The sequence below is a fragment of the Streptomyces termitum genome (assembly GCF_014650175.1).
GTDB lineage: Bacteria > Actinomycetota > Actinomycetes > Streptomycetales > Streptomycetaceae > Streptomyces > Streptomyces termitum.
The window spans coordinates 194,115-216,441 of sequence record NZ_BMUL01000007.1; the positions used below are offsets into that span (position 1 = coordinate 194,115).

Annotated in this window: 24 protein-coding genes; 14 read left to right on the forward strand and 10 right to left on the reverse strand. The window is 74.2% G+C overall.

Features of this window, described 5'->3' with window-relative positions:
* Positions 1 to 148: 148 nt before the first annotated feature.
* A complete protein-coding gene (locus IE219_RS15785) occupies positions 149 to 1,165 on the forward strand; it encodes a lactonase family protein (RefSeq protein ID WP_229849782.1) in 1,017 nt (338 codons plus the stop codon).
* A gap of 131 nt (positions 1,166 to 1,296) precedes the next feature.
* Here IE219_RS15785 and IE219_RS15790 read toward each other — a convergent pair whose 3' ends face one another.
* Together IE219_RS15790 and IE219_RS15795 are read right to left on the reverse strand one after the other, a co-directional pair.
* On the reverse strand, positions 1,297 to 2,214 hold the full coding sequence (locus IE219_RS15790) for a sirohydrochlorin chelatase (RefSeq protein ID WP_189977664.1): 918 nt from the start codon (positions 2,212 to 2,214) through the stop codon (positions 1,297 to 1,299).
* 151 nt (positions 2,215 to 2,365) lie between these two features.
* Positions 2,366 to 3,364, reverse strand: coding sequence for a BadF/BadG/BcrA/BcrD ATPase family protein (locus IE219_RS15795; protein ID WP_189978016.1), 999 nt, complete (start codon positions 3,362 to 3,364; stop codon positions 2,366 to 2,368).
* 118 nt (positions 3,365 to 3,482) lie between these two features.
* Here IE219_RS15795 and IE219_RS15800 point away from each other — a divergent pair, with 118 nt between their 5' ends.
* Positions 3,483 to 4,160 (forward strand): uracil-DNA glycosylase, encoded by a 678-nt coding sequence (locus IE219_RS15800; RefSeq protein WP_189977666.1) that lies wholly within the window; start codon positions 3,483 to 3,485, stop codon positions 4,158 to 4,160.
* Positions 4,161 to 4,218: 58 nt separating this feature from the next.
* Here the strand turns inward: IE219_RS15800 and IE219_RS15805 are convergent, their stop codons facing one another.
* Positions 4,219 to 5,301, reverse strand: coding sequence for a WD40/YVTN/BNR-like repeat-containing protein (locus tag IE219_RS15805; protein WP_189977668.1), 1,083 nt, complete (start codon positions 5,299 to 5,301; stop codon positions 4,219 to 4,221).
* Between the two features lie 136 nt (positions 5,302 to 5,437).
* The gene (locus IE219_RS15810) at positions 5,438 to 6,517 is read right to left on the reverse strand and encodes an NADH:flavin oxidoreductase/NADH oxidase (RefSeq protein ID WP_189977670.1); all 1,080 of its coding nucleotides are present in this window, start codon (positions 6,515 to 6,517) and stop codon (positions 5,438 to 5,440) included.
* 161 nt (positions 6,518 to 6,678) lie between these two features.
* Between IE219_RS15810 and IE219_RS15815 the strand changes: the two genes are divergently transcribed.
* Positions 6,679 to 7,071, forward strand: coding sequence for an ArsR/SmtB family transcription factor (locus IE219_RS15815; protein WP_189977672.1), 393 nt, complete (start codon positions 6,679 to 6,681; stop codon positions 7,069 to 7,071).
* On the opposite strand, the gene IE219_RS15820 is transcribed toward IE219_RS15815, so the two are convergent.
* Entirely contained in the window at positions 7,049 to 7,699 is a 651-nt protein-coding gene (locus IE219_RS15820) for a DUF305 domain-containing protein (protein WP_189977674.1), read from the reverse strand. The genes IE219_RS15815 and IE219_RS15820 overlap by 23 nt on opposite strands.
* Before the next feature lie 175 nt (positions 7,700 to 7,874).
* On the opposite strand from IE219_RS15820, the gene IE219_RS15825 reads away from it, so the two are divergent.
* A complete protein-coding gene (locus IE219_RS15825) occupies positions 7,875 to 9,392 on the forward strand; it encodes an LVIVD repeat-containing protein (RefSeq protein ID WP_189977676.1) in 1,518 nt (505 codons plus the stop codon).
* Positions 9,393 to 9,404: 12 nt separating this feature from the next.
* On the opposite strand, the gene IE219_RS15830 is transcribed toward IE219_RS15825, so the two are convergent.
* From IE219_RS15830 to IE219_RS15845, 4 genes are all read right to left on the reverse strand, one after another.
* Positions 9,405 to 10,022 (reverse strand): TetR/AcrR family transcriptional regulator, encoded by a 618-nt coding sequence (locus tag IE219_RS15830; protein ID WP_189977678.1) that lies wholly within the window; start codon positions 10,020 to 10,022, stop codon positions 9,405 to 9,407.
* A 132-nt stretch (positions 10,023 to 10,154) separates the two neighbouring features.
* On the reverse strand, positions 10,155 to 10,847 hold the full coding sequence (locus IE219_RS15835; RefSeq protein WP_189977680.1) for a phosphatase PAP2 family protein: 693 nt from the start codon (positions 10,845 to 10,847) through the stop codon (positions 10,155 to 10,157).
* A 94-nt stretch (positions 10,848 to 10,941) separates the two neighbouring features.
* Positions 10,942 to 11,883 carry a M56 family metallopeptidase gene (locus tag IE219_RS15840; protein ID WP_189977683.1) on the reverse strand — a complete coding sequence of 314 codons (942 nt, stop codon included), beginning with the start codon at positions 11,881 to 11,883 and terminating at the stop codon, positions 10,942 to 10,944.
* A 110-nt stretch (positions 11,884 to 11,993) separates the two neighbouring features.
* Entirely contained in the window at positions 11,994 to 12,614 is a 621-nt protein-coding gene (locus tag IE219_RS15845) for a DUF5134 domain-containing protein (protein ID WP_189977685.1), read from the reverse strand.
* Positions 12,615 to 12,784: 170 nt separating this feature from the next.
* Between IE219_RS15845 and IE219_RS15850 the strand changes: the two genes are divergently transcribed.
* The 6 genes from IE219_RS15850 to IE219_RS15875 all read left to right on the forward strand — a co-directional run bounded on the left by IE219_RS15850 (position 12,785) and on the right by IE219_RS15875 (position 18,220).
* The gene (locus IE219_RS15850; protein WP_189977686.1) at positions 12,785 to 13,357 is read left to right on the forward strand and encodes a GNAT family N-acetyltransferase; all 573 of its coding nucleotides are present in this window, start codon (positions 12,785 to 12,787) and stop codon (positions 13,355 to 13,357) included.
* A gap of 191 nt (positions 13,358 to 13,548) precedes the next feature.
* Positions 13,549 to 14,955 carry a DUF6421 family protein gene (locus IE219_RS15855; protein WP_189977688.1) on the forward strand — a complete coding sequence of 469 codons (1,407 nt, stop codon included), beginning with the start codon at positions 13,549 to 13,551 and terminating at the stop codon, positions 14,953 to 14,955.
* Between the two features lie 35 nt (positions 14,956 to 14,990).
* A complete protein-coding gene (locus IE219_RS15860; RefSeq protein WP_189977690.1) occupies positions 14,991 to 15,752 on the forward strand; it encodes an SDR family NAD(P)-dependent oxidoreductase in 762 nt (253 codons plus the stop codon).
* Positions 15,749 to 16,831 (forward strand): threonine aldolase family protein, encoded by a 1,083-nt coding sequence (locus tag IE219_RS15865; protein WP_189978018.1) that lies wholly within the window; start codon positions 15,749 to 15,751, stop codon positions 16,829 to 16,831. The genes IE219_RS15860 and IE219_RS15865 overlap by 4 nt, the downstream gene beginning before the upstream one ends.
* A gap of 68 nt (positions 16,832 to 16,899) precedes the next feature.
* On the forward strand, positions 16,900 to 17,502 hold the full coding sequence (locus IE219_RS15870) for a transglutaminase domain-containing protein (protein ID WP_189977703.1): 603 nt from the start codon (positions 16,900 to 16,902) through the stop codon (positions 17,500 to 17,502).
* A 25-nt stretch (positions 17,503 to 17,527) separates the two neighbouring features.
* Positions 17,528 to 18,220: a B3/B4 domain-containing protein gene (locus tag IE219_RS15875; protein ID WP_189977705.1), complete on the forward strand. Its 693-nt coding sequence runs from the start codon at positions 17,528 to 17,530 to the stop codon at positions 18,218 to 18,220.
* A 6-nt stretch (positions 18,221 to 18,226) separates the two neighbouring features.
* Here the strand turns inward: IE219_RS15875 and IE219_RS15880 are convergent, their stop codons facing one another.
* Positions 18,227 to 18,955, reverse strand: a complete 729-nt coding sequence (locus tag IE219_RS15880) for a lysophospholipid acyltransferase family protein (RefSeq protein ID WP_189977707.1) — start codon at positions 18,953 to 18,955, stop codon at positions 18,227 to 18,229.
* A gap of 269 nt (positions 18,956 to 19,224) precedes the next feature.
* Here IE219_RS15880 and IE219_RS15885 point away from each other — a divergent pair, with 269 nt between their 5' ends.
* The 4 genes from IE219_RS15885 to IE219_RS15900 all read left to right on the forward strand — a co-directional run bounded on the left by IE219_RS15885 (position 19,225) and on the right by IE219_RS15900 (position 22,317).
* Entirely contained in the window at positions 19,225 to 19,563 is a 339-nt protein-coding gene (locus IE219_RS15885) for a TlpA family protein disulfide reductase (protein ID WP_189977709.1), read from the forward strand.
* 226 nt (positions 19,564 to 19,789) lie between these two features.
* The gene (locus IE219_RS15890; RefSeq protein WP_189977711.1) at positions 19,790 to 20,314 is read left to right on the forward strand and encodes a flavin reductase family protein; all 525 of its coding nucleotides are present in this window, start codon (positions 19,790 to 19,792) and stop codon (positions 20,312 to 20,314) included.
* Between the two features lie 198 nt (positions 20,315 to 20,512).
* Positions 20,513 to 21,298 (forward strand): electron transfer flavoprotein subunit beta/FixA family protein, encoded by a 786-nt coding sequence (locus IE219_RS15895; RefSeq protein ID WP_189977713.1) that lies wholly within the window; start codon positions 20,513 to 20,515, stop codon positions 21,296 to 21,298.
* Between the two features lie 56 nt (positions 21,299 to 21,354).
* Positions 21,355 to 22,317 carry an electron transfer flavoprotein subunit alpha/FixB family protein gene (locus IE219_RS15900; RefSeq protein WP_189977715.1) on the forward strand — a complete coding sequence of 321 codons (963 nt, stop codon included), beginning with the start codon at positions 21,355 to 21,357 and terminating at the stop codon, positions 22,315 to 22,317.
* Positions 22,318 to 22,327: the final 10 nt, after the last annotated feature.

Here is a 22,327-nt window from a genome sequence, read left to right on the forward strand (position 1 = left end):
CCGCGGCGCGCTCCCGCCCCACCTGATCGAACTTGGTCTAGACCGCCTGCTAACGTCGCCCCCGAGAAGGCCGGTCGCGGTGACCGGCCCGGGGGCGGGAGGCGCCGTGGGCGGGACAGACGAGACGCGCGGGAACGAGCCGGGACGCGTGCGCGCCTACCTCGGATCCTTCACCTCGGCGGGCGGCCGCGGCGTGCTCGCCGCCGACGTCGACCCGGCCACCGGGGCCCTCACCGTCACCGGCGGCACCGACGCCGTCGCCGACCCCTCCTACCTGGCCCTGGCCGACGGCGTGCTGTACGCGGTCTCCGAGACCGCGCCGGGCGCCGTCGCCGCCCTCGCCACCGGCCCCGAGCCCCGGCCGCTCGGCGCGCCCGTCCCGGTGGACGGCGCAGGCCCCACCCACCTGGCGCTCGCTGGCGGCCACCTCCTCACCGCCAACTACACCTCCGGCAGCGTCTCCGCGCTGCCGCTCGCCGAGGACGGCACCCCCGGCCCCGCCGCCGCGGTCCTGCGGCACGAGGGCTCCGGCCCGGTCGCCGACCGGCAGGCCGAGCCGCACGCCCACCAGGTCCTCCCCGACCCCAGCGGCCGCTGGGCGGTCAGCGTGGACCTCGGCACCGACTCCGTCCGCGTCTGCGCCCTCGACCCGGCCACCGGCGCCCTGAGCCTCCACCGGGAGATCGCCCTGCGGCCCGGCTACGGCCCCCGCCACCTGGCCTTCCACCCGGACGGCGGCCACGCCTACGTCGTGGGCGAGCTGGAGCCCGCCGTCACCGTCTGCCGCTGGGACGCCGGCCGGGGCGAGCTGACCCCGCTGGCGGAGATCCCGCTCGTCGGCACCGGCAGCGCGACCCCCGCCCACCCCTCGGCCGTCGTCGTCGCGCCCGACGGGCGCTTCCTGTGGGTGGCCGTGCGCGGCACCGACACCATCGCCGTCCTCGTCCTCTCCCCGGAGGGCGACGAGGCGATCCGCTCCGCCACCGTCCCCTGCGGCGGCGCCTGGCCCCGCGACCTCGCCCTCGACCCCTCCGGGCGGCGGCTGTACGCGGCCAACGAGCGCTCCGGCGACGTCACCTGGTTCGACGTGGACCGGGAGACCGGCCGCCCGGTCCGGGCCGGCTCCGTCCCGGTCCCGGCGGTCACCTGCGTCGTCTTCGGCTGACCCGCCCGCACACGCCGAAGGGCCCGTACCGGATCTCCGGTACGGGCCCCTCCGTATGAGGCCGCATGAGGCCGCATGAGGCCGCATGAGGCCGCATGAGGCCGCATGAGGCCGTGCGAGGCCGCGTGCGGTCAGTGCGCCGGGGCGCCCTGCTGCTGCGGGAGGCCGAGCACGGCCGCGTACTGCGAGGCCACCAGCTTGCCCAGGGCCGGGTAGGCGCCCAGCGCCTCGGCCGCCGGGCAGCCGGCCTCCTTCGACGCCTCGTCGAGCAGGCCCTCGGCCAGCTCCGGGCCGATCAGGTACGGGGCCAGCGCCAGCTGCACCGAACCGGCGGCGCGCAGCTGCTCGGCGACGGAGGCGATCGAACCCTCCTGGTCGAGCGCGGCGGCCATCACCGGCACGGCGAGCCGGGCGGCGAGCAGCATGCCCGTGATGCCGGCGGCCTGCACGGCCTCCTCGCCGCCGACCGTGGCCAGGACGATGCCGTCCGCGGCGGTCGCGACGGTGAACAGCCGGGCGCGGTCGGCGCGGGCGAGCCCGGCCTCGGACAGGCGCACGTGCAGCGCCTCGGCGAGCAGCGGGTGCGGGCCGAGGACGTCGGTCAGCTCGGCGGTGTTGCCGCTGTCCATGATCGCCTGGCGGACCTGGCGCATCACGGCGCTGTCCGGACCGGCGAGCAGCGGCACGACGATCGCGGCCGGGCCCTCGGGGGCCCCGACCTCGCGGCCGGCCGCGACGGCGATCCGGTACCGCTCCTCGCGCAGCTCGGAGGCGGAGGTCAGCACACCGGCGAGGGTCGGGAACCGCTCGCCGTCGCCGTCCACGAAACCGACCGCGGCCTCCAGGCCGGGCAGCTCGGACCGGGCGATGCTCACCAGCTCGTCGGCGAGCGCGCGTATGGCGTCGGAGGGCGCGCCGGGAACGGCGAGCACCAGCGCGGGAGCGCCCTCGGGCGCCGCCGCCGGGTCGGGGCGGCGGTGCCGCCCTGACGGGCGGGGTCGCGGCATTCGTACGGGCAGGCCGTTGGCGGGCCCAGTGGGGGAGCTCATGGCGCCGCATGTTACTGGCTTTGCGGATGGAAGCGTTCGGTGAGATACGGCCCTGCGCCTTCCGTCCCGTTATGTCCGCCCCGAGGCGGCCCGGAACGCCGACCGGCCCTCCATCACCGCCCCCACCAGCGACGATGCCGTCCGAGCGGCCTCAGAGGACGCGCAGCAGCGCGGGATCCCCGGGGAACCGGGCGGAGCCGCCGGCGAGCCCGGCGGCCAGCGCGACCGCCCCGTCCAGCGGGTCGCCCGCGGCGTCGGCGGTACGGACCCCGGGCAGCCGCGCGGCGAGCGCGGCCCGCACCGGACCCAGCAGCGGCTCGCCCATCCGGAACAGCCCCCCGGTCAGCGCGACCACCCGGTCCGGGCCCGGCGGGCAGGCCGCCGCGGCGGCGTCGGCGATGTCCTCGGCGGCCCGCCCCAGGATCCCGGCCGCCACCGGGTCCCGCCCCGCGCAGGCCGCGACCTCGGGGGCGAAGGCCGCCAGCACGGCCGGCCGGTCCGTCCGGGGGTAGAGCGCGGCGGGCAGCCCGGCCGCCGGGCCGTGCAGCGCCTCCGCCCGCGCCAGCAGCTCCGCCGAGCCCCCGCGCCGCCCGTCGTGCGCCCGCAGCGCCGCCTCCAGGCCGGCCCGGCCGATCCACGCGCCGCCGCCGCAGTCGCCGAGGAGGTGGCCCCAGCCGTCGGCACGGCGCCAGCCGGCCAGGTCGGTGCCCAGGGCGATCAGTCCGGTGCCGCCCGCCACGACCACGCCCGGCCGGGCGCCGAGCGCCCCCGCGTAGGCGGTGACGGCGTCGGCGGCGAGCGCGGTCCGCCCCGCCGCCACCCCCCAGGCGTCGGCGAAGGCACCGGGCAGCACGGCCCGCAGCTCCGCGCCGAGGGTGGCCATCCCGGCGGCGCCCACGGCGACGGCGCGCACCGGCCGTCCGGGCGCGACCCGTGCCCGCAGCGCGGCGACGGCGGGCAGCGCCGACTCCAGGAAGTGACCGGCGGCGATCCCGTCCGGCCCGGTCCGCACGGGGCCGGGCGCGGCCGCCCGGCCGAGCACCGTCCCGTCCGAGGCCCGCGCGAGGGCGACCCGCAGTCCCGAACCGCCCGAGTCGATCCCGACGACCACCGCGTCGGCCGCCTCGCCGACGTGCCTGTTCCCGGACACCACGCTGCGACCGTCCTCACCGAAGGGGGCTGTGGAGGCCGCAGTCTAGGTCCTGCCCGGGACGGGGGACCCCCGCGCGCAGGGGCGTTGTCGGTGTGGGCCGGTAGAGTGACGGATCGTGACTGCGAGACCGTTGAGCGAACTGGTGGAGCCCGGCTGGGCCAAGGCCCTGGAGCCCGTCGCGGGCCGGGTGGCACAGATGGGCGACTTCCTCCGGGCGGAGATCGCCGCCGGCCGGACCTACCTCCCGTCGGGGCCGAACGTGCTGCGCGCCTTCCAGCAGCCCTTCGACGACGTACGGGTGCTGATCGTGGGTCAGGACCCGTACCACACCCCGGGGATGCCGATGGGGCTCAGCTTCTCGGTGGCGCCCGAGGTGCGTTCGCTGCCCCCGAGCCTGGAGAACATCTTCCGGGAGATGCACACCGACCTCGGCCTGCCCCGGCCGTCGAACGGCGACCTGACGCCGTGGACCCGGCAGGGCGTCCTCCTTCTGAACCGGGCGCTGACCACGGCCCCGCGCAAGGCGGGCGCGCACCGGGGCAAGGGCTGGGAGGAGGTGACCGAGCAGGCGATCCGCGCGCTGGCCGCCCGGGGCAGGCCCCTGGTGTCGATCCTGTGGGGCGCCGACGCCCGCAGGGCCCGCCCGCTGCTCGGGAACCTGCCGGCCGTGGAGTCCGCGCACCCCTCGCCGATGTCCGCCGACCGGGGCTTCTTCGGCTCCCGCCCCTTCAGCCGGGCCAACGAGATGCTGGCCGCCCAGGGCGCCGAGCCGGTGGACTGGCGCCTCCCCTGACGAAGCGGCGGCGCGGGGGAGCCGGAAGGACCGGAGCCCCCGCGCCGCCGACGGGGCGTCAGACCACCGCCGCCCGCACGCACAGCACGTCCGGCAGGTGCTCGGCGAGCAGCCGCCAGGAGTCGCCGTCGTCGGCGCTCGCGTACACCTCGCCGTTGCGGTTGCCGAAGTAGACGCCCGCCGGGTCGGCGTCGTCCGTGCACAGCGCGTCGCGCAGCACCGTCCCGTAGTGGTCGCCCTCGGGAAGGCCCTCGGTGAGCGGCTCCCAGCTCGCCCCGGCGTCGGTGGTGCGGTAGACGCGGCAGCGCCGGCCGGCCGGGACGCGGTCGGAGTCGGCGGCGATGGGGAAGACGTAGGCGGTGTCGGGCCGGTGCGGGTGCGCGGCGACGGCGAAGCCGAAGTCGGAGGGGAGTCCGGCCCCGATGTCGGTCCAGGCGGCCCCGGCGTCGTCGCTGCGGAAGACGCCCCAGTGGTTCTGGAGGTACAGCCGGTCCAGGTCGCCCGCGTCCTGCGCGATCTTGTGCACGCACTGGCCGAACTCGGGATCGGGGTCGGGCAGGAAGACGGCGGAGACCCCGTGGTTGGACGGGTCCCAGGAGGCGCCGCCGTCCCGGCTGCGGAAGACGCCCGCGGTGGAGACGGCGACGGTGACCGCGTCGGCGTCGCGGCGGTCGGTGACGACCGTGTGCACGGCCTCGCCGCCCCCGCCCGGCACCCACCGGGAGCGGGTGGGGTGCTCCCAGAGCGGGCGGACGAGCGAGAAGCTCTCCCCGCGGTCCTCGGAGCGGAACAGGGCGGCCGGTTCGGTGCCCGCGTAGACGACGCCGGGGGAGTGGTCCGGGGCGGGGTGCAGCTGCCAGACCCGCTCCAGGGAGGCGCCGGTGTCCTCCGGGAAGCGGACGGCGGGCCGGGGCGGTTCGGTCCAGCTCCGGCCCAGGTCGTCGGAGTGGAAGACGGACGGGCCCCAGTGGGAGCTGTCGCCGCCGACCAGTAGCCGGGGCGCGTCTCCCCGGGTGTCGATCGCCACCGAGTAGACGGCCTGCGCGGGGAAGTGCGGAGCGTCGAACTCCCAGTGGCCGCCGCGCCCGCGGCCGATGAAGAGCCCCTTGCGGGTGCCCACGGTGAGAAGTACGTCGGGCATCGTGCCCACCTCCAGGACGCCGTTGTCGCGGATACGGGCCAGTCTGCACCCGGCCACTGACAACGGCCCCCGGGGACACTCCGCGACCGGTCCGTCGCGGAGTGTCCCCGGGGGCCGTACCGGCGCGGGGGCGCCGTCAGATCGCCCAGGCGTACTGCGGCGGCGCGGAGACGGCGGCGCCCAGTTCGCGCGCGGCGCGGCGCGGCCAGGAGGCGTCGCGGAGCAGTTCGCGGCCGAGCAGGACCGCGTCGGCCTCGCCGTTGGCGAGGATCTTCTCGGCCTGCGCGCTCTCGGTGATGAGGCCGACGGCGGCGACCGGGAGGCCGGTCTCGGCCTTGACCCGGGCGGCGAAGGGCACCTGGTAGCCGGGGCCGACGGGGATGCGGGCGGGGCCGCCGTTGCCGCCGGTGGAGACGTCGAGGAGGTCCACGCCGTGCTCGCGCAGCAGCGCGGCGAAGCGGACGGTCTCGTCGGCGGTCCAGCCCGCCTCCTCCAGCCAGTCGGTGGCGGAGATACGGAAGAAGACGGGCAGTTCCTCGGGCCAGACGGCGCGGACCGCGTCGACGACCTCCAGCGCGAGCCGGGTGCGGTTCTCGAAGGAGCCGCCGTAGGCGTCGGTGCGGCGGTTGCTGTGCGGGGAGAGGAACTCGCCGATCAGGTAGCCGTGGGCGCCGTGCACCTCGACGACCTCGAAGCCGGCGGCCAGGGCGCGGCGGGCCGCGTCGGCGAACTGCCCGACGACCTCCCGGATGCCGTCCTCGGTCAGCTCGGTGGGGACCGGGTGGTGCTCGTCGAAGGGGACGGCGCTGGGGGCGACCGGCTGCCACCGCTCCTCGGCGGGGGCGGGCCCCCGGCCGAGCCAGGGGCGCTGGGTGGCCGCTTTGCGCCCGGCATGGGCGATCTGGATGCCGGGGACGGCGCCCTGCGCCTTGACGAAGGAGGCGATCCGGCGCAGGCCCTCGGTCTGGGTGTCGTTCCACAGGCCCAGGTCGGCGGGGCTGATCCGGCCCTCGGGGGCGACGGCGGTGGCCTCGACCAGGATGAGCCCGGCGCCGCCGGTGGCGCGGGAGCCGTAGTGGGCGAGGTGCCAGTCGCCGGCGACACCGGCGTTCGGCCCGAAGACCTCCGCCGAGTACTGGCACATCGGCGCCATCCAGACGCGGTTCGGGACGGTCAGCGAGCGGAGGGTGTAGGGCTCGAACAGGGCGGCGCTCATCGCGGACTCCGTTTCGGTGCGGTGGCGGGTGCCGGGAGGGCAGGGCCCGGCGGGATGCTCGTACGATACCCATCGTAGTACGGCATCTGTCAAACTACGAGGATCCTCGTACAATGGCTCCCGTCCGGGACCGACCCTCCCGAGGAAGTGGAGCCGCCGCCATGACGACCCCCGCCCGCCCCCGCCGCCTCGCCCACCCCGCGCGCGAGGAGATCCGCCTGGAGCCGGTGCTGCACGCGCTCTCGGACGCCGTACGGCTCCGGATCGTGCGCGAGATGGCCGCCGCCGAGACCGGGCTGAGCTGCTCGCACTTCGTCCTCCCGGTCACCAAGTCGACCTCCACCCACCACTTCCGGGTGCTCCGCGAGGCCGGCGTGATCCGGCAGGACTACCGCGGCACCGCCAAGCTGAACGCGCTCCGCCGGGCCGACCTCGACGCCCTCTTCCCCGGCCTCCTCGACACCGTCCTGACGGCGGCCGAGGCCCAGGCCGCCCGCCACGGCGACCCGGCGCGGGACCCGGCCGCCGGGCTCACAGCGACCGCATCCGGTTGATCTCGGCCGTCTGCTGGGCGATCACGTCGGTGGCCATCTCCTCCACCTGGACGTTGTTGCCCTCGCCCAGCACCTCGGCCGCCATCGTCACCGCGCCCTGATGGTGCGCCACCATCAGCTCCAGGAACAGCGTGTCGAAGGCCGCCCCCTTCGCCGCGCGCAGCCGCGCGAGCTGCTCCCCGGTCGCCATGCCCGCCATTGCGTGCTCCCCGTGCCCGCCCTGCTCGCGCGGCCCGCCGTTGGCCGTGAGCCAGCCCTCCATGGCGCCGATCTCCGGCTGCTGCGCCGCCGCGATCCGCTCCGCCACCTTCCTGACCTTCGGCGACGCGGCCCGCTCGGGGGCGAGCGCGCTCATCGTCAGGGCCTGCCGGTGGTGGACGATCATCATCTGCACGTAGCGGAAGTCCGCGCCGTTCGGCCGCTCGTCGGGCAGCAGGCTCTTCGCCTCCTCCGGCGAGACCCGCCGGGCCGGCTCGCCGGGCTTCCCCGGCACCACCACCGACGCCGCTCCGGAGGCCGAGGGGGCCGGTGCGGCCCGTCCGCCCTCCGACTCGCAGGCGCCCAGGGCGAGGACGGCCAGCGCGGCGAGGGCGGCGACGGCGACGGGGCGCCGAGGGGTGGTCAACAACGGTACCTCCAGGGGGATGTGCGGTCACAGGGGCCGTTCCTAGCACTTCTTGCGGGGGAGTCGAGCGGATTCGTTCATGACATCTGTGTTGCCATCTGTTGGGATGTGCATGCCAAGGAACATACTGCCGGGGTCCCACACCGTTCAGCATTGAACGGAAACCACCGAGGACGGAGTGACTTCGTTGCATACCCCGCTCAGCCCGCGGTCCCGGATCAGACGCCTGGGAGCGGCCACCGCCGCGGCCGGCCTGCTGGCCGCCCTGCTCGCCACCGGAACGGCCGTCGCCACCCCCGACCCCGGAGACGAACGGGCCCCGGCCCCCGTCTCGGCCGCCCAAGCCGCCGAGACCCGCTCCGAGATGCGTGCCGGCGAGATACCCGGCGTCGACGAGATCGTCCGCAGTTCCAACATCGAGCACCTCGCCAACGTCCCGAGCGACGCCCTCAAGAGCCTCAACACGGACCTCGCCTTCCAGGGCCGGTACGCCTTCGCCGGCAACTACGACGGCTTCCGGATCTTCGACATCAGCGACCCGAAGGCCCCCAGGAGCGTCGTCCAGGTGCTCTGCCCCGGCTCCCAGAACGACATCTCCGTCTCCGGGAACCTCCTCTTCCTCTCCACCGACTCCTCCCGCAGCGACGACTCGTGCGCCAGCACGACGCAGCCCGCCTCGGTCAAGGAGTCCTGGGAGGGCATGAAGATCTTCGACATCAGCGACATCGCGAACCCGAAGTACGTCGCCTCCGTCGAGACCGCCTGCGGCTCCCACACCCACACGCTCCTGCCGAAGCGCGACGACGTGTACGTGTACGTCTCCTCGTACTCGCCCAGCGCCGCCTTCCCCGACTGCCTGCCGCCGCACGACGGCATCTCGGTCATCAAGGTGCCGCGCGCCGAGCCGCAGCGGGCGAAGGTCGTCGGCTTCCCCGTCCTCTTCCCCGGTGAGGGCCCCGACGGCGGCGGCAACCCCGGCGCGCCCACCAACCCGGGCGTCTCCAAGACCACCGGCTGCCACGACATCACCGTCCTGCCCGAGCAGGACCTCGCCGCCGGCGCCTGCATGGGCGACGGCATCCTCTTCGACGTCTCCGACCCCGAGCGCCCCCGGGTGATCGACCGGGTCCAGGACAACGTCAACTTCGCCTTCTGGCACTCCGCGACCTTCAACCAGAAGGCCAGGAAGGTCGTCTTCACCGACGAGCTCGGCGGCGGTGGCGGCGCCACCTGCAACGCGACCGTCGGGCCGAACCGGGGCGCCAACGGCATCTACGACATCAGAGGCAAGGGCGACAAGCGCAAGCTGGTCTTCCGCAGCTACTTCAAGATCCCGCGCCACCAGGCCGACACCGAGAACTGCGTCGCCCACAACGGCTCGCTGATCCCGGTCAAGGGCAAGGACCTCATGGTCCAGGCGTGGTACCAGGGCGGCGTCTCCGTCTGGGACTTCACCGACTCCTCCCGCCCGAAGGAGATCGGCTACTTCGAGCGCGGCCCGCTCTCCGCCACCACCCTCTCGGTCGGCGGCTCCTGGTCCGCCTACTACTACAACGGCCACATCTACTCGAACGACATCGCCAAGGGCCTCGACGTCCTGAAGATCTCCGACAAGCGCACCGACCCCGCCAAGCGGATCAGGATGGACGAGCTGAACGTCCAGACGCAGCCGGACTACTTCGACCGGCGCCGATGATCTGAGGAAACGTCACGGCATGCCGTCGGGCGGACCCCCGTCCGGCGGCACGCCGCTCTCCCACGCCAGCCCGTACCGGTGGAACAGCTCCGCGCGCAGCCGTGCCATCGGCATCGGCGCCCCCGGCAGCAGCACCGCCACCACCGCGCCCATCAGCAGCGCCCGCAGCAGCGGATAGTCCCGGCCCACGTCCGGAGAGCCGAACCGCTCCACGGTGTCCCGCAGCAGCTCCGCCAGCCGCCGCTGCTCCTCGCACTGCACGAAGCCGTCGTCCTGGAGGATCACCGCCATGTGGGTGCGCATGAGCGTCGGCCGCTCCACCGCCAGTCCCAGGATCGCGTCGATCGCCCGCGCCAGCCGCTCCGCGCCGTCCTCCGTGCGCGGCTCGCGCTCCAGCGCCCCGGCCAGCCGCAGGTGCATCATCCGGTGCACGGCCGCCTGGAGCAGCTGCCGCTTGCCGGGGAAGTAGTACGAGACCAGACCGCGCGCCACCCCGGCCCGCTCGGCGATGTCGCCGAGGGTGGTGGCCTCGTAGCCGTCCCGCGCGACGAGCTCCGCGGTGGCCTCCAGGATCCGCTCGCGCGAACGCCGGCGAAGCTCTTCGTTGACCGATGGGCTACGCGGCGTCATGCTGGGCTCCTGCGTTGACTGGCTCTCGGCCAATATACTCAGCGTGGCTCGCCGGACCACCCCCGAGGTGCGACGGCGAGGAGGCCGTCGTGCCTGGGCGACACGGGGGATCGTCCAGGCAGGGCGGCGTCGTCATTCCCCGCCCGGTTTCCCCGCCGGGCTCCTGCCGGGGCCGGGCAGCGGCGCACGCGGCGGCAGCGGCCGGCGGACCAGGCTCCAGCGGTACGTCTCGATCGCGGCGACCACGCAGCACCAGCCCAGCAGCCACCCCGCCAGCACGTCCGACGGCCAGTGCACGCCCAGGTAGAGCCGGGTCCAGCCGACCCCGAGCACCGAGACCACCGCCACCCCGGCCGCCGTGCCCCAGCCCCGCCACGGCTCGCGCCCGACGAGCGAGAAGACCCACAGCAGCAGCCCCAGGACGACCATCGCCGTCATCGCGTGCCCGGACGGGAAGGCGGCGTACGACGCCGAGTCCACCGGGTCCCGCCAGACCGGCCGGGGCCGGTCCACCAGGGCCTTCAGCCCCTGCTGCACCCCGGCCGCCAGCAGGCAGGCCGCGCCCAGCCAGAGCGCGAGCCGCCGCCACCCCGCGCGGACGAGCAGCACGGCGACGACGAGGGCCAGCAGGCGCAGCGTCCACGGGTCCCACACCCAGTCGGTCAGCACCCGGTTGAGGTGGGTGAGGCCCGGGTGGGCCAGGGCGTGCCGGTGCAGGGCCCCGTCGATCGCGCGGTCGGCGTCGAGCAGCGGCGGCCAGCCGGCCTCCACCAGGACGAGCAGCAGCAGGGCCAGGCCCCCGGACACCACGGCGGAAGTACGCATTCCACGATCCTGCCGGACGGACCGCGCCGGACCTCCGCGCGCAACACCGGCACGGGCCGGGGCGGCCGGGTCCGCACTCCGGAGCGCCACCGCGCTAGCCGAGCGCGGTCAGGCCGGGGAAGAGGGCGACGACCACCGGGACGGCGGGGACCAGGGCCGCCGTCGCGGTCAGCCGCAGCCGGTGCGAGGGGGCCAGCCGGGGCGCGGCGGTCAGCAGCCGGTCCACCCGCCGGGAGAGCCCGGCGGCCGGACCGCCGCCCGCCGGGCCGAACACCCCGCGCTCCTCGTTCAGTTCCACCAGGGCGAGCGCGATGGTGAGCCGCCCGAAGCGGCGCGAGGCGACGTCGTCGGCGGCCAGCTCCACCAGCCGGTGCATCTCCTCACGGAAGGCGGCGAAGACCGGGATGCCGGGGAAACCGGCGGCCAGCGCGCCGGAGCAGTGCCGCAGCCAGTCGTGCCGGGCCCGCGCGTGGCCCTGCTCGTGGGCGAGCAGGGCGTCCAGCTGGCGGCCCTTGAGGCGCCGCAGGGCGGCCGTGGTGACGACCAGCCGGGGCGTGGCGCCGGGCAGCAGCCAGGCGTCGGGCCGCTCGCCCTCCAGGACGACGAGCCGCCCCCCGGCCGCCTCCTCGCCGGGCAGCCGCGGCGCCCGGACCAGCAGGTCCGCGCGGCGCTGCCGGCGGCGGGCCCGGGCCAGGCCGATCTCCCGGCCGAGCATCGCGCCGGACCAGAGCCCACCGGCGGCGAGGACCACCGCGAGCACCGCCGACCAGGGGCCGCCGTCGGTGGAGAGGGCGTACGCGTCGACCACGGCGCGCGGCGCGGGGGCGAAGACCTGGCCCCGGACGGCCTGCCACGCGGCGGCGGCGCTGAAGGTCATCGAGAGCGCGAAGCTGACCAGCACGGCCGCCACCACGCACTGCCACACCCAGAGCGCGACGACCGGTTCTCGCTCCACCCAGTCGGCCCGGGCGAGCAGCCGGGGGGCGGTGAGGGAGGTCAGGACGCCGAGCAGGAGCAGTGCGAGGGAGACCGACATGCCGTCAGCGTATGAGCGGGGTGCTCCCTGGGGGTATGCCCTCACCCGGCAAGTGACGCACGCCACGTTTCACCGCGGGAAGTACCGAACGGCCGTGCGGTGAAAGGGACTCAGAGAGTGCTCAGCATCGCCAGCATCGCCAGTCCCATCGAGAGCCGGCAGACCAGGGTCAGTTCCGGCCGGGTCGCCCACCCGGGTCTTCCCCCGCCCCCCGCCGCCACCGCCGCGCCGGAGCCTCCCGCCACCGCGACGGCGGCGCGCGACGCTCCGGCGACCGGGACGAGCCGGGCGCCGGTGCGGAGCACGTACACCGCGTGGTAGAGCAGCAGTCCGCCGGTGAGCACGGGGATCCCGCCGGCCGCGCCCGCCATGGCGGCGTGCGCCGCGTGCTCCCCCCGCGCCCCGGCCGCCGGGGCCATGGCCAGCGCCATGTAGACCATCGCGAGCGAGCCGACGGCGTGGTGCAGCCGGTGCGGGTCGCGCCGGGCCGCGGCCAGGTCCGCCGCCGCGACCGCGCCGAACAGCGCCGCGTACCCCGCCCAGCTCCAGGACGGCGGGGCGAGGACCGCCGCGGGCAGCGCCATCGCGGCCATCCCGAAGCCCATCACGGCCTCCGCGCGCGCCGCCCGCCGCTCCTCGCCCGCGCAGGCCCGCATCCGCAGCAGGCAGTAGGCGCCGACCGCCGCGCAGAGCGCGACGAGCAGCCATCCGGACAGGGCCGGTCCGTGCACGGCACACCTCCCCCTCGACTCGGTCCCCGCAGGGAGGGCTGCCCGCCGCCGGCCGTGCGCACGCGGGCGTACGGGAGCGCACAGGCGTACGAGGGGGAGTGCGGCGGCGCGCGTTAGGCTCGGGGCGATCGCGCACGCCGATCGCCCGCGCCCGAGGGGAGCCCCGCACGATGGACACCGCCACGCCCGTTCCCGAGACCGCCGCGAGCCCGGGGACCGGGGCCGTCGCCTACCGGGCGGCGGTCCTCGACGACGTGCCCGTCGTGGTGGCGCTCGTCGAGTCGGCCTACCGGGGCGACGCCAGCCGGGCCGGCTGGACCACCGAGGCGGACATCCTGGACGGCCGCCGCACCGACCCCGAGGGCGTGGCCGCCGTGATCACCGCCCCGGGCAGCGTGCTGCTGCTGGTGGAGCGGGACGGCGCCGTGGTCGCCTGCTGCCAGCTGGAGCACCGGGGCGGGGCCGCCTACTTCGGGATGTTCGCGGTCCGTCCCGAACTCCAGGGCGCCGGGCTCGGCAAGCTGATCATCGCCGAGGCCGAGCGGCGGGTGCGCGAGCTGTGGGACGTCCGCGAGATGCACATGACGGTGATCACCGTTCGCGAGGAGCTGATCGCCTGGTACGAGCGGCGCGGCTACCGGCGCACCGGCGAGACGAGCCCCTTCCCGTACGGCGACGAGCGCTTCGGGCTGCCCCGGCGCGACGACCTCCGCTTCGAGCTCCTGGTGAAGCCCCTGGTCTGATCCCCGCTCCGGCTTCCACCCGGCCACCGCCCCGGTCTTTCCGGCGGAAGGCCGCCCTCACCCCCGTCCCGACAGGAAGAATTACTGTAGACAGGGTGTCCTGCGGGAGAATTTCCCTTGATCCTCTTGCGGGTATCCGTCCTGCGCGGATACGGTTCCTTTACGCAAGGTTCTCCTGTGGAGGAAGAGGAATGTCGGAAATTCTTGTGCAGGACGTGCCCGGCGAGGGGATAGCCGCCGACGCCCGCGTGATCGACCACCCCGCCTGGCCGGAGCTCAAGAACGCCGTGGAGGAGCTCCGCGCCTGGCAGAGCGCCGACGGCTCCGTCGACCTCGGCGCCGACGGCGCCCCCGCCCGCTCCCTCGTCGAGCTGACCGTGGACCGCGTGGTCGCCGCCGTCGAGCAGCTCTCCCCGCTGGTCCCGCACGACGCCGCGTACCACCGCGCGCTCGTCGCCGACCTGCGCGCGTGGTCCGAGGGCGGCTTCGGCGTCCCCGACTTCCTCGACTCGCTGATGGTCTTCCACCCGGCCACCGGCCGCGCGGACGGCCTCCAGCACCTCGTGCTGTTCCCGATGTACACGCAGAACGGCAACCCGGACCGCAACTTCGAGGCCGTCGTGCTGCGCATGGTCTGGCCCGAGTGGCTCTCCGAGCTGGAGGGCACCCGCTACGACAACCCGGGCTTCTGCGGCATCACCTTCGAGGACTTCACCGCCGGGTACGACACCAACTCGGCCGTCCTCTTCCCGGAGACCGTCGCCGTCCGCGAGGTCCCCGAGCGCTTCACCTGGGGCGGCATCTTCTGCGACCGCGAGGCCGCCCGCTTCCGCAGGGTCACCGAGGCCGCCGTCGACACCCTCGGCCTGGAGCTGCCCGCGGACATCGCCGCCATGCTCGGCGACCAGACCCGCTGCGAGCAGGCCTTCGTCCTCTGGGACCTGGTGCACGACCGCGCCCACAGCCGCGGCGACCTGCCCTTCGACCCCTTCATGATCAAGCAGCGCCAGCCGTTCTGGATGTACGGCCTGGAGGAGCTCCGCTGCGACCTCACCGCCTTCAAGGAGGCCGTGAAGCTGGAGGCCGAGGGCAACGAGCACGGCCGCGACGTGCAGTACGCCGTCCTCTTCGACCGGATGTTCCGCTTCCCGCTCACCGGCGACCGCGTCCGCAACTACGACGGCCTGGGCGGCCAGCTCCTCTTCGCGTACCTCCACAAGAACGACGTGGTGCGCTGGACGGACAACGTCCTCACCATCGACTGGGAGCGCGCCCCCGAGGTCACCAACCGCCTCTGCTCCGACATCGAGACCCTCTACCGCGACGGCATCGACCGCCCGAAGCTGGTCCACTGGTTCAAGGCGTACGAGTTCGTCGCCGGCTACCTCGCCCCGCACCCGGGCTCCAAGTGGGCCAAGGGCCCCGACGCCCTGGACCTCAGCCTCCCGCCGCGCAAGCTCGTCGACGACGTGCTTCCCGACGAGTTTCCGCTCAGCATGTTCTTCGAGGCCCTCGCCAAGAAGCTCAAGGGAACCATCGCGAGCACCAAGGGCATCACGGCCGCCGACATGGCGGGCACCGGGCGGGTCGCCGCGTGAGCGGGCCCCGCGAGGACACGGAGGAGGCGGCGTCCATGCATGCCGAAGCACACGGCGGATCCCTCGACGGGGCCGTCATCGCGGTGGCCGGCGCGGCCGGCCCGTCCGGCCGGGCGGTCCTGCTCCGGCTCGCCGAGGCGGGCGCGACCGTGGTCGCCGCCGACGCCGACCCGGCCCGCCTCGCGGAGGCGGTCGACGCCGCCCGCTACGCCCACGGCGGCGCCACGGTCCTCGGCGACACCGTGGACCTCCTCGACCTGGGCGCCACGCGCGCCTGGGCCGACAAGACGGAGAAGGAGTTCGGGCGCGTCGACGGCCTCGTCCACCTCGTGGGCGGCTGGCGCGGCAGCCCCTCCTTCACCGAGACCGACCTCAAGGACTGGGACTTCCTGGAGAAGCTCCTGATCCGCACGGTCCAGCACACCTCGCTCGCCTTCCACGACGCGCTGCTGCGCTCCGGCGGCCGCGGCCGCTACGCGCTGATCAGCCAGGTCGGCGCGCACAAGCCGCAGGCCGGCAACGCCGCGTACAACGCCGGCAAGGCCGCCGCCGAGGCGTGGACCCTCGCCATGGCCGACTCCTTCCGCAAGCTGGGCGGCGAGGACGGCCCGCAGGCCGCCGCCGCGATCCTGGTGATCAAGGCACTGGTGCACGACGCCATGCGCGCCGAGCGCCCCACCGCGAAGTTCGCGGGCTTCACCGACGTCAAGGACCTGGCCGACGAGATCGCCGGCCTGTGGGACCGGCCCGCCCGGGAAGTGAACGGACAGCGCCTGTGGCTGACCCCCGCGCCGTGACCGCGGCCCTCGGACACCGGACCGACGCCCGCCGCCACCACGACCCCGCGGTCCGCGGCTTCGCCAGCGACAACTACGCCGGCGTCCACCCGGAGGTCCTCGCCGCGATCGCCCTCGCCAACGAGGGCCACCAGGTCGCCTACGGCGAGGACGCGTACACCGACCACCTCCAGCGGATCATGCACAGCCACTTCGGCCCGCTGGCGGAGGCGTTCCCCGTCTTCAACGGCACCGGGGCCAACGTGACCGCGCTCCAGGCGCTCACCGACCGCTGGGGCGCCGTGATCTGCGCCGAGTCCGCGCACATCAACGTGGACGAGGGCGGCGCGCCGGAGCGGATGGGCGGCCTCAAGCTGCTCACCGTGCCCACCCCGGACGGCAAGCTCACCCCCGAGCTGATCGACCGGCAGGCGTGGGGCTGGGAGGACGAGCACCGGGCGATGCCCCAGGTCGTCTCGATCACCCAGAACACCGAGCTGGGCACCGTCTACACCGTGGACGAGATCCGCGCGATCGTGGAGCACGCGCACGGCAAGGGCATGAAGGTGCACCTCGACGGCGCCCGGATAGCCAACGCCGCCGCCTCCCTCGACGTGCCGATGCGCGCCTTCACCAACGCGGCGGGCGTGGACGTCATCTCGTACGGCGGCACCAAGAACGGCATGCTGTTCGGCGAGGCCGTGGTGGTCCTGAACCCGGACGCGGTCAGCCACATGAAGCACCTGCGCAAGCTGTCCATGCAGCTCGCGTCGAAGATGCGCTTCCTGTCGGTCCAGCTGGAGGCGCTGCTCGCCAAGGACCTGTGGCTGCGCAACGCCCGGCACGCCAACGCGATGGCCCGGCGCCTCGCGGACGGCGTCCGCGCCCTGGACGGGGTGGAGATCCTCTACCCGGTGCAGGCCAACGCGGTCTTCGCGTGCCTCCCGCACGAGGTCAGCCGACGGCTCCAGAAGCGCTTCCGCTTCTACTTCTGGGACGAGACGGCCGGCGACGTGCGCTGGATGTGCTCCTTCGACACCACGGAGGACGACGTCGACGCCTTCCTCCAGGCCCTGAAAGAGGAACTGGCCCGCCAGTAGTTGAATGACTATGCGGTCGAGTGGAAAAAGATTGATTCCGCTCGGCCGCATTCCTATGCTTGCCGCGCATGGAACTCATCCAGCGGAACCCCGACATTCGTGCGTACCTGGCGGCCAGTGAGGCCATCGACCACGACCACCCGCTGGTCCGCGCCCTCGCGGACCGGATCGCCGCCGACCATCCCGACGCATACTCATACGCCGAAGCGGCCTATCTGTTCGTCCGCGACACGATCCCGCACTCCCAGGACTCCGGCGACCCCCGGGTCACCTGGCGCGCCTCCGACGTCCTGGAGCTGGGCACCGGCATCTGTCACGCCAAGTCCGCCGCGTACGCCGCCCTCCTGCGGGCCCGGGGCATCCCGGCCGCCCTCTGCTACCAGCGCCTCACCGACGACGACGGCGCCGACCCGATGGTGCACGGCCTGGTGGCGCTCCGGCTGCCGGGCGCGGAGCGATGGGCCCGGCAGGACGTGCGCGGCAATGTGCCGCCGGGCGTGGACGCCCAGTTCTCGACGGGGGAGGAGCGGCTGGCCTGGACCGTCCGGCCCGAGTTCAATGAAGTGGACTATCCAGTCCTCTATGATGAACCGCATCCGGCGGTGCTCCGGAGCCTGCACGACGCGCCCGACCGACCGCACCTCTGGCGGACGCTCCCCACGGAACTGTGACTTCCGAAGAACCGAACGGCGGAACATGACCCTCACGCTCACCGTCTCCGACGAGGTGCGCGCCCTCGTCCCCGGCTTCACCCACCTCGCGATCGAGGCCCGCGGCCTCGTCAACGGCCCCAGCGACGAAGCCAGTTCGGCCCTCCTCGACGAGGCCGCCCGCCGGCTCGCCGAGCGGCTCGACGGCCGCACCCCCGACCAGGACCCGCACGTCGCCGCCTGGCGCGCCGCGTACACCGCCTTCGGCGCCAAGCCCTCCCGCACCCGCAACTCCGCCGAGGCGCTCGCCCGGCGCGCCCTCGCGGACGGCGGCCTGCCCCGGATCAACCGGCTGGTCGACGCCTACAACGCGATCAGCGTCGCCCACCTCATCCCGGTCGGCGGCGAGGACCTCGACCGGATCGAGGGCGCCATGAGGCTCGTCCGGGCCACCGGCGAGGAGGAGTTCACCACCGTCGCCGGCGGCGAGGAGACCGTCGAGCACCCCGAGCCCGGCGAGATCGTCTGGTGCGACGCGCGCGGCGTCACCTGCCGCCGCTGGAACTGGCGCCAGGGCCCCCGCACCCGCATCGACGACGGCACCACCGACGCCCTCTTCCTCCTGGAGTCCCTCGCCCCCATGACCCGCGGGGAACTGCTCGCGGCGGGCGACGAACTCGCGCGGGCGCTGGAGCGGGTCAGCCCCGGCGCCCGGATCACCGTCCGTGACCCGGAGTGACGGCGGCTACTGGTTCCCGGCGGCCTTGAGCTGCTCCGGCGTCGGAGCCGTACCGCCCAGGTGCGCCGGGATCCACCAGGTGTCCGCGGCGTCCTTCGGGCGCACCGGATAGGCGCGCTGCGCGGCCTCCAGGAGCTCCTGGACCCGGTCGCGCAGCCGCCGCGTGATCGCCCCCGCGTACTGGTCGGCGGGCGCCTCCACCGGCTCCCCGACCCGGATGGTGACCGGGATGTGCGCGCGCTTGAAGTTCCGCGGCCGGCCCTTCGTCCAGATCCGCTGCGTCCCCCACAGGGCCATCGGCACCAGCGGCACCCCGGCCTCCTGGGCGAGCCGGGCCGCGCCCGACTTGAAGCCCTTCAGCGTGAAGGACTGCGAGATGGTCGCCTCCGGGAAGACCCCGACGATCTCGCCCGCCCGCAGCGCGTCCAGCGCGTGCTGGTAGGCGTGCTCGCCCTGCGCCCGGTCCACCGGGATGTGCTTCATCGCCCGCATCAGCGGACCCGAGACCTTGTGCCGGAAGACCGACTCCTTCGCCATGAAGCGCACCAGCCGCTTCTGCGGCAGCGCCGCCAGGCCGTTGAAGATGAAGTCCAGGTAGCTGATGTGGTTGCTGACCAGGACGGCTCCGCCGGTCCTCGGGATGTTCTCCGAACCCTGTGTGTCGATCTTGAGGTCGAGCGCCTTGAACATGGTGAGCGCGGCGCCGATCACCGGTCGGTACACGAGTTCTGCCATGGGGGAGAAACCCTTTCTTCTCTGCCTGTGGGAGGGCTCTCCCGGCGAAGTTACGCGGCCGTAGGTTTTCGGCTTTGGGCAGATCGTGCCGCATGTGGGGCGTCGTGACCAGTCCAGGCGGCTTCGTACGGGGAGATTCTCGTCACTCCCGGTGGTCGTGGCCGGAATTGTTCGAGCCCCGTGCGACGCTGCACCTGACGGGAGCCGGGAGTGCCGGGGGAAACGCCGGGAAGGACCGGGCCGTGGAAGCGGAGACAGGGAGACGGGACATGGGTGAGGGGACCGCGCCGGCCGGCGCGCCGAGGCTGGGGCCCGAGCGGCTCGGAGGCGCCCCGCTCGGGGAGCGCGCCACCCTCGTCCAGTTCTCCAGCGCCTTCTGCCAGCCCTGCCGGGCCACCCGCCGCACCCTCGCCGAGGTCGCCGCGATGGTCCCCGGCGTCGGCCACGTCGAGATCGACGCCGAGGAGCACCTCGCCCTCGTCCGGGAGCTCGGGATCGCCCGCACCCCCACCGTCCTCGTCCTCGACGCCGAGGGGCGGATCGTGCGCCGGGCCGCCGGACAGCCGCGCCGCGCCGACGTCATCGCGGCCCTCGGCCGCGCCCTGTGAGGGAAGGGGCCGGAGCGCCGGGGCCTGACGCGGTGACACATCTCCCACATTCCGGTACGCACTTGACCCGGACGGTCACCCGTCGTCACCCTGACGGAGTGAGCGGTGAACTCCTTCTCTACGGCAGGGTCCATGTGGATCTGGGCCGCCACGCGAGCGCGCGCTGTCCGGGCCTCTGACGCCCCCGGACCCCCCTCCCATGCCGCCCCGCCCGAAGGACAATTCCATGACGGTCTCGCCCGAGCTCCGCGCCGTGCCCACGATCGGCGCCTCCCGGCCCGCCTCGCCCGACCTGCTCCGCTCCGTCTTCCGCCGGCACGCCGCCGGGGTCGCCGTGATCACCGCCCACGGCGAGCGCCCCGTCGGCTTCACCGCCACCTCGCTCAACTCCGTCGCCGCCGACCCGCCGCTGATCTCCTTCGGTGTCGGCACCGGCTCCTCCAGCTGGCCCGTGGTGGCCGAGGCGGAGCACATAGGCGTGCACATACTCGGCGAGCACCAGGAACAGCTCGCCGCCACCTTCGCGCGCAGCGGCGCCGACCGCTTCGCCGAGCCCACCCGCTGGCGCCGGGGCCCCGAGGGCGTGCCGGTGCTGGACGGCGTCCTCGCCTGGCTGGTCTGCCGGGTGGTGGCCCGGGTGCCCGCCGGGGACCACCGCATCGTGATCGCCCAGGCCGTCGCCGGCGACCCCGACGGCGCGGGCCGCCCCCTGCTCTACCACCACGGGCGCTTCAACGCGCTGCGCGACTGAGAGTTCCCGCCGCGGCCCCGCCGGGCGCGTTGGCAAGGTCACACGCCCGTGCGCTTGCTCCATGGTCACGAACTGGGTGTACTGGTGAGTAATATACGGTCGGGGCGTCCAGCGCCCCGACCGGAAACCCGCCCTTCAGGCGCCTATGCTGCGAGCAACAAGGCAGCCCAGTTATGACGATGCAGTAGGAGAGCCGGCGTGAGCTTGAGGATCGTTGTCTGTGTGAAGTACGTGCCGGACGCCACGGGCGACCGGAAGTTCGCCGACGACCTGACGGTCGACCGCGAGGACGTCGACGGTCTCCTGTCGGAGCTCGACGAGTACGCGGTCGAGCAGGCGCTCCAGATCGCCGAGGAGGCCGACGACGCCGAGGTCACCGTCCTCACCGTCGGCCCCGAGGACGCCCGCGACGCCCTGCGCAAGGCGCTCTCCATGGGCGCCGACAAGGCCGTCCACGTCGACGACGAGTCCATCCACGGCTCCGACGTCATGGCCACCTCCCTGGTGCTCGCCAAGGCGATCGAGAAGACCGGTTACGACCTGGTCATCGCCGGTATGGCCTCCACCGACGGCACCATGGGCGTCCTCCCGGCGATCCTGGCCGAGCGCCTGGGCGTCCCGCAGGTCACCCTGCTCTCCGAGGTCAAGGTCGAGGGCGGCAAGGTCACCGGCCGCCGCGACGGCGACACCGCCTCCGAGCAGCTGGAGGCGTCCCTCCCGGCCGTGGTCTCCGTGACCGACCAGTCGGGCGAGGCGCGCTACCCGTCCTTCAAGGGCATCATGGCGGCCAAGAAGAAGCCGGTCGAGGAGCTGGAGCTCGACGACCTGGACCTCGACGAGGACGAGGTCGGCCTGGAGGGCTCCTGGACCGCCGTCGACTCCGCCGACGAGCGTCCGGCGCGCACCGCGGGCACGATCGTCAAGGACGAGGGCGAGGGCGGCAAGCAGCTGGCCGAGTACCTCGCGAGCCAGAAGTTCATCTAGGGCTCGCGCGAGCCGTACCGACCGCCCCCTTTTCGTTCGCAGGAGATTGAAGTCCCATGGCTGAGATTCTCGTCTACGTCGACCACGTCGACGGAGCCGTCCGCAAGCCCACCCTGGAGCTGCTCACCCTCGCCCGCCGCCTGGGCGAGCCGGTCGCCGTCGCCCTCGGCAACGGCGCCGCCGACACCGCCGCCGTCCTCGGCGAGCACGGTGCCGTCCGCGTCCTGACGGCCGAGGCCGCCGAGTTCGGCGACTACCTGGTCGTCCCGAAGGTCGACGCCCTCCAGGCCGCCTACGAGGCCGTCTCCCCGGCCGCCGTGCTCGTCCCCTCCTCCGCCGAGAACAAGGAGATCGCGGCCCGCCTCGCGGTCCGCATCGGCTCCGGCATCATCACCGACGCCGTGGACCTGGAGGCCGGTGACGAGGGCCCGGTCGCCACGCAGGCCGCGTTCGCCGCCTCGTACACGACCAGGTCCCGCGTCTCCAAGGGCACCCCGGTCATCACCGTCAAGCCGAACTCCGCCCCGGTCGAGGCCGCCCCGGCCGCCGGTGCCGTCGAGGCCCTCGCGGTCTCCTTCGGCGCGCTGGCCACCGGCACCAAGGTGACCGGCCGCACCGCCCGCGAGTCCACCGGCCGCCCGGAGCTGACCGAGGCCGCGATCGTGGTCTCCGGCGGCCGCGGCGTCAACGGCGCCGAGAACTTCGGGATCATCGAGGCCCTCGCCGACTCGCTCGGCGCGGCCGTCGGCGCCTCCCGCGCCGCGGTGGACGCCGGCTGGTACCCGCACTCCAACCAGGTCGGCCAGACCGGCAAGTCGGTCTCCCCGCAGCTGTACATCGCGGCGGGCATCTCCGGCGCGATCCAGCACCGCGCCGGCATGCAGACCTCGAAGACCATCGTCGCCGTCAACAAGGACGCCGAGGCCCCGATCTTCGACCTCGTCGACTACGGCGTGGTGGGCGACCTCTTCGACGTCGTCCCGGCCCTCACCCAGGAGGTCCAGGCCCGCAAGGGCTGACGATCCGGCG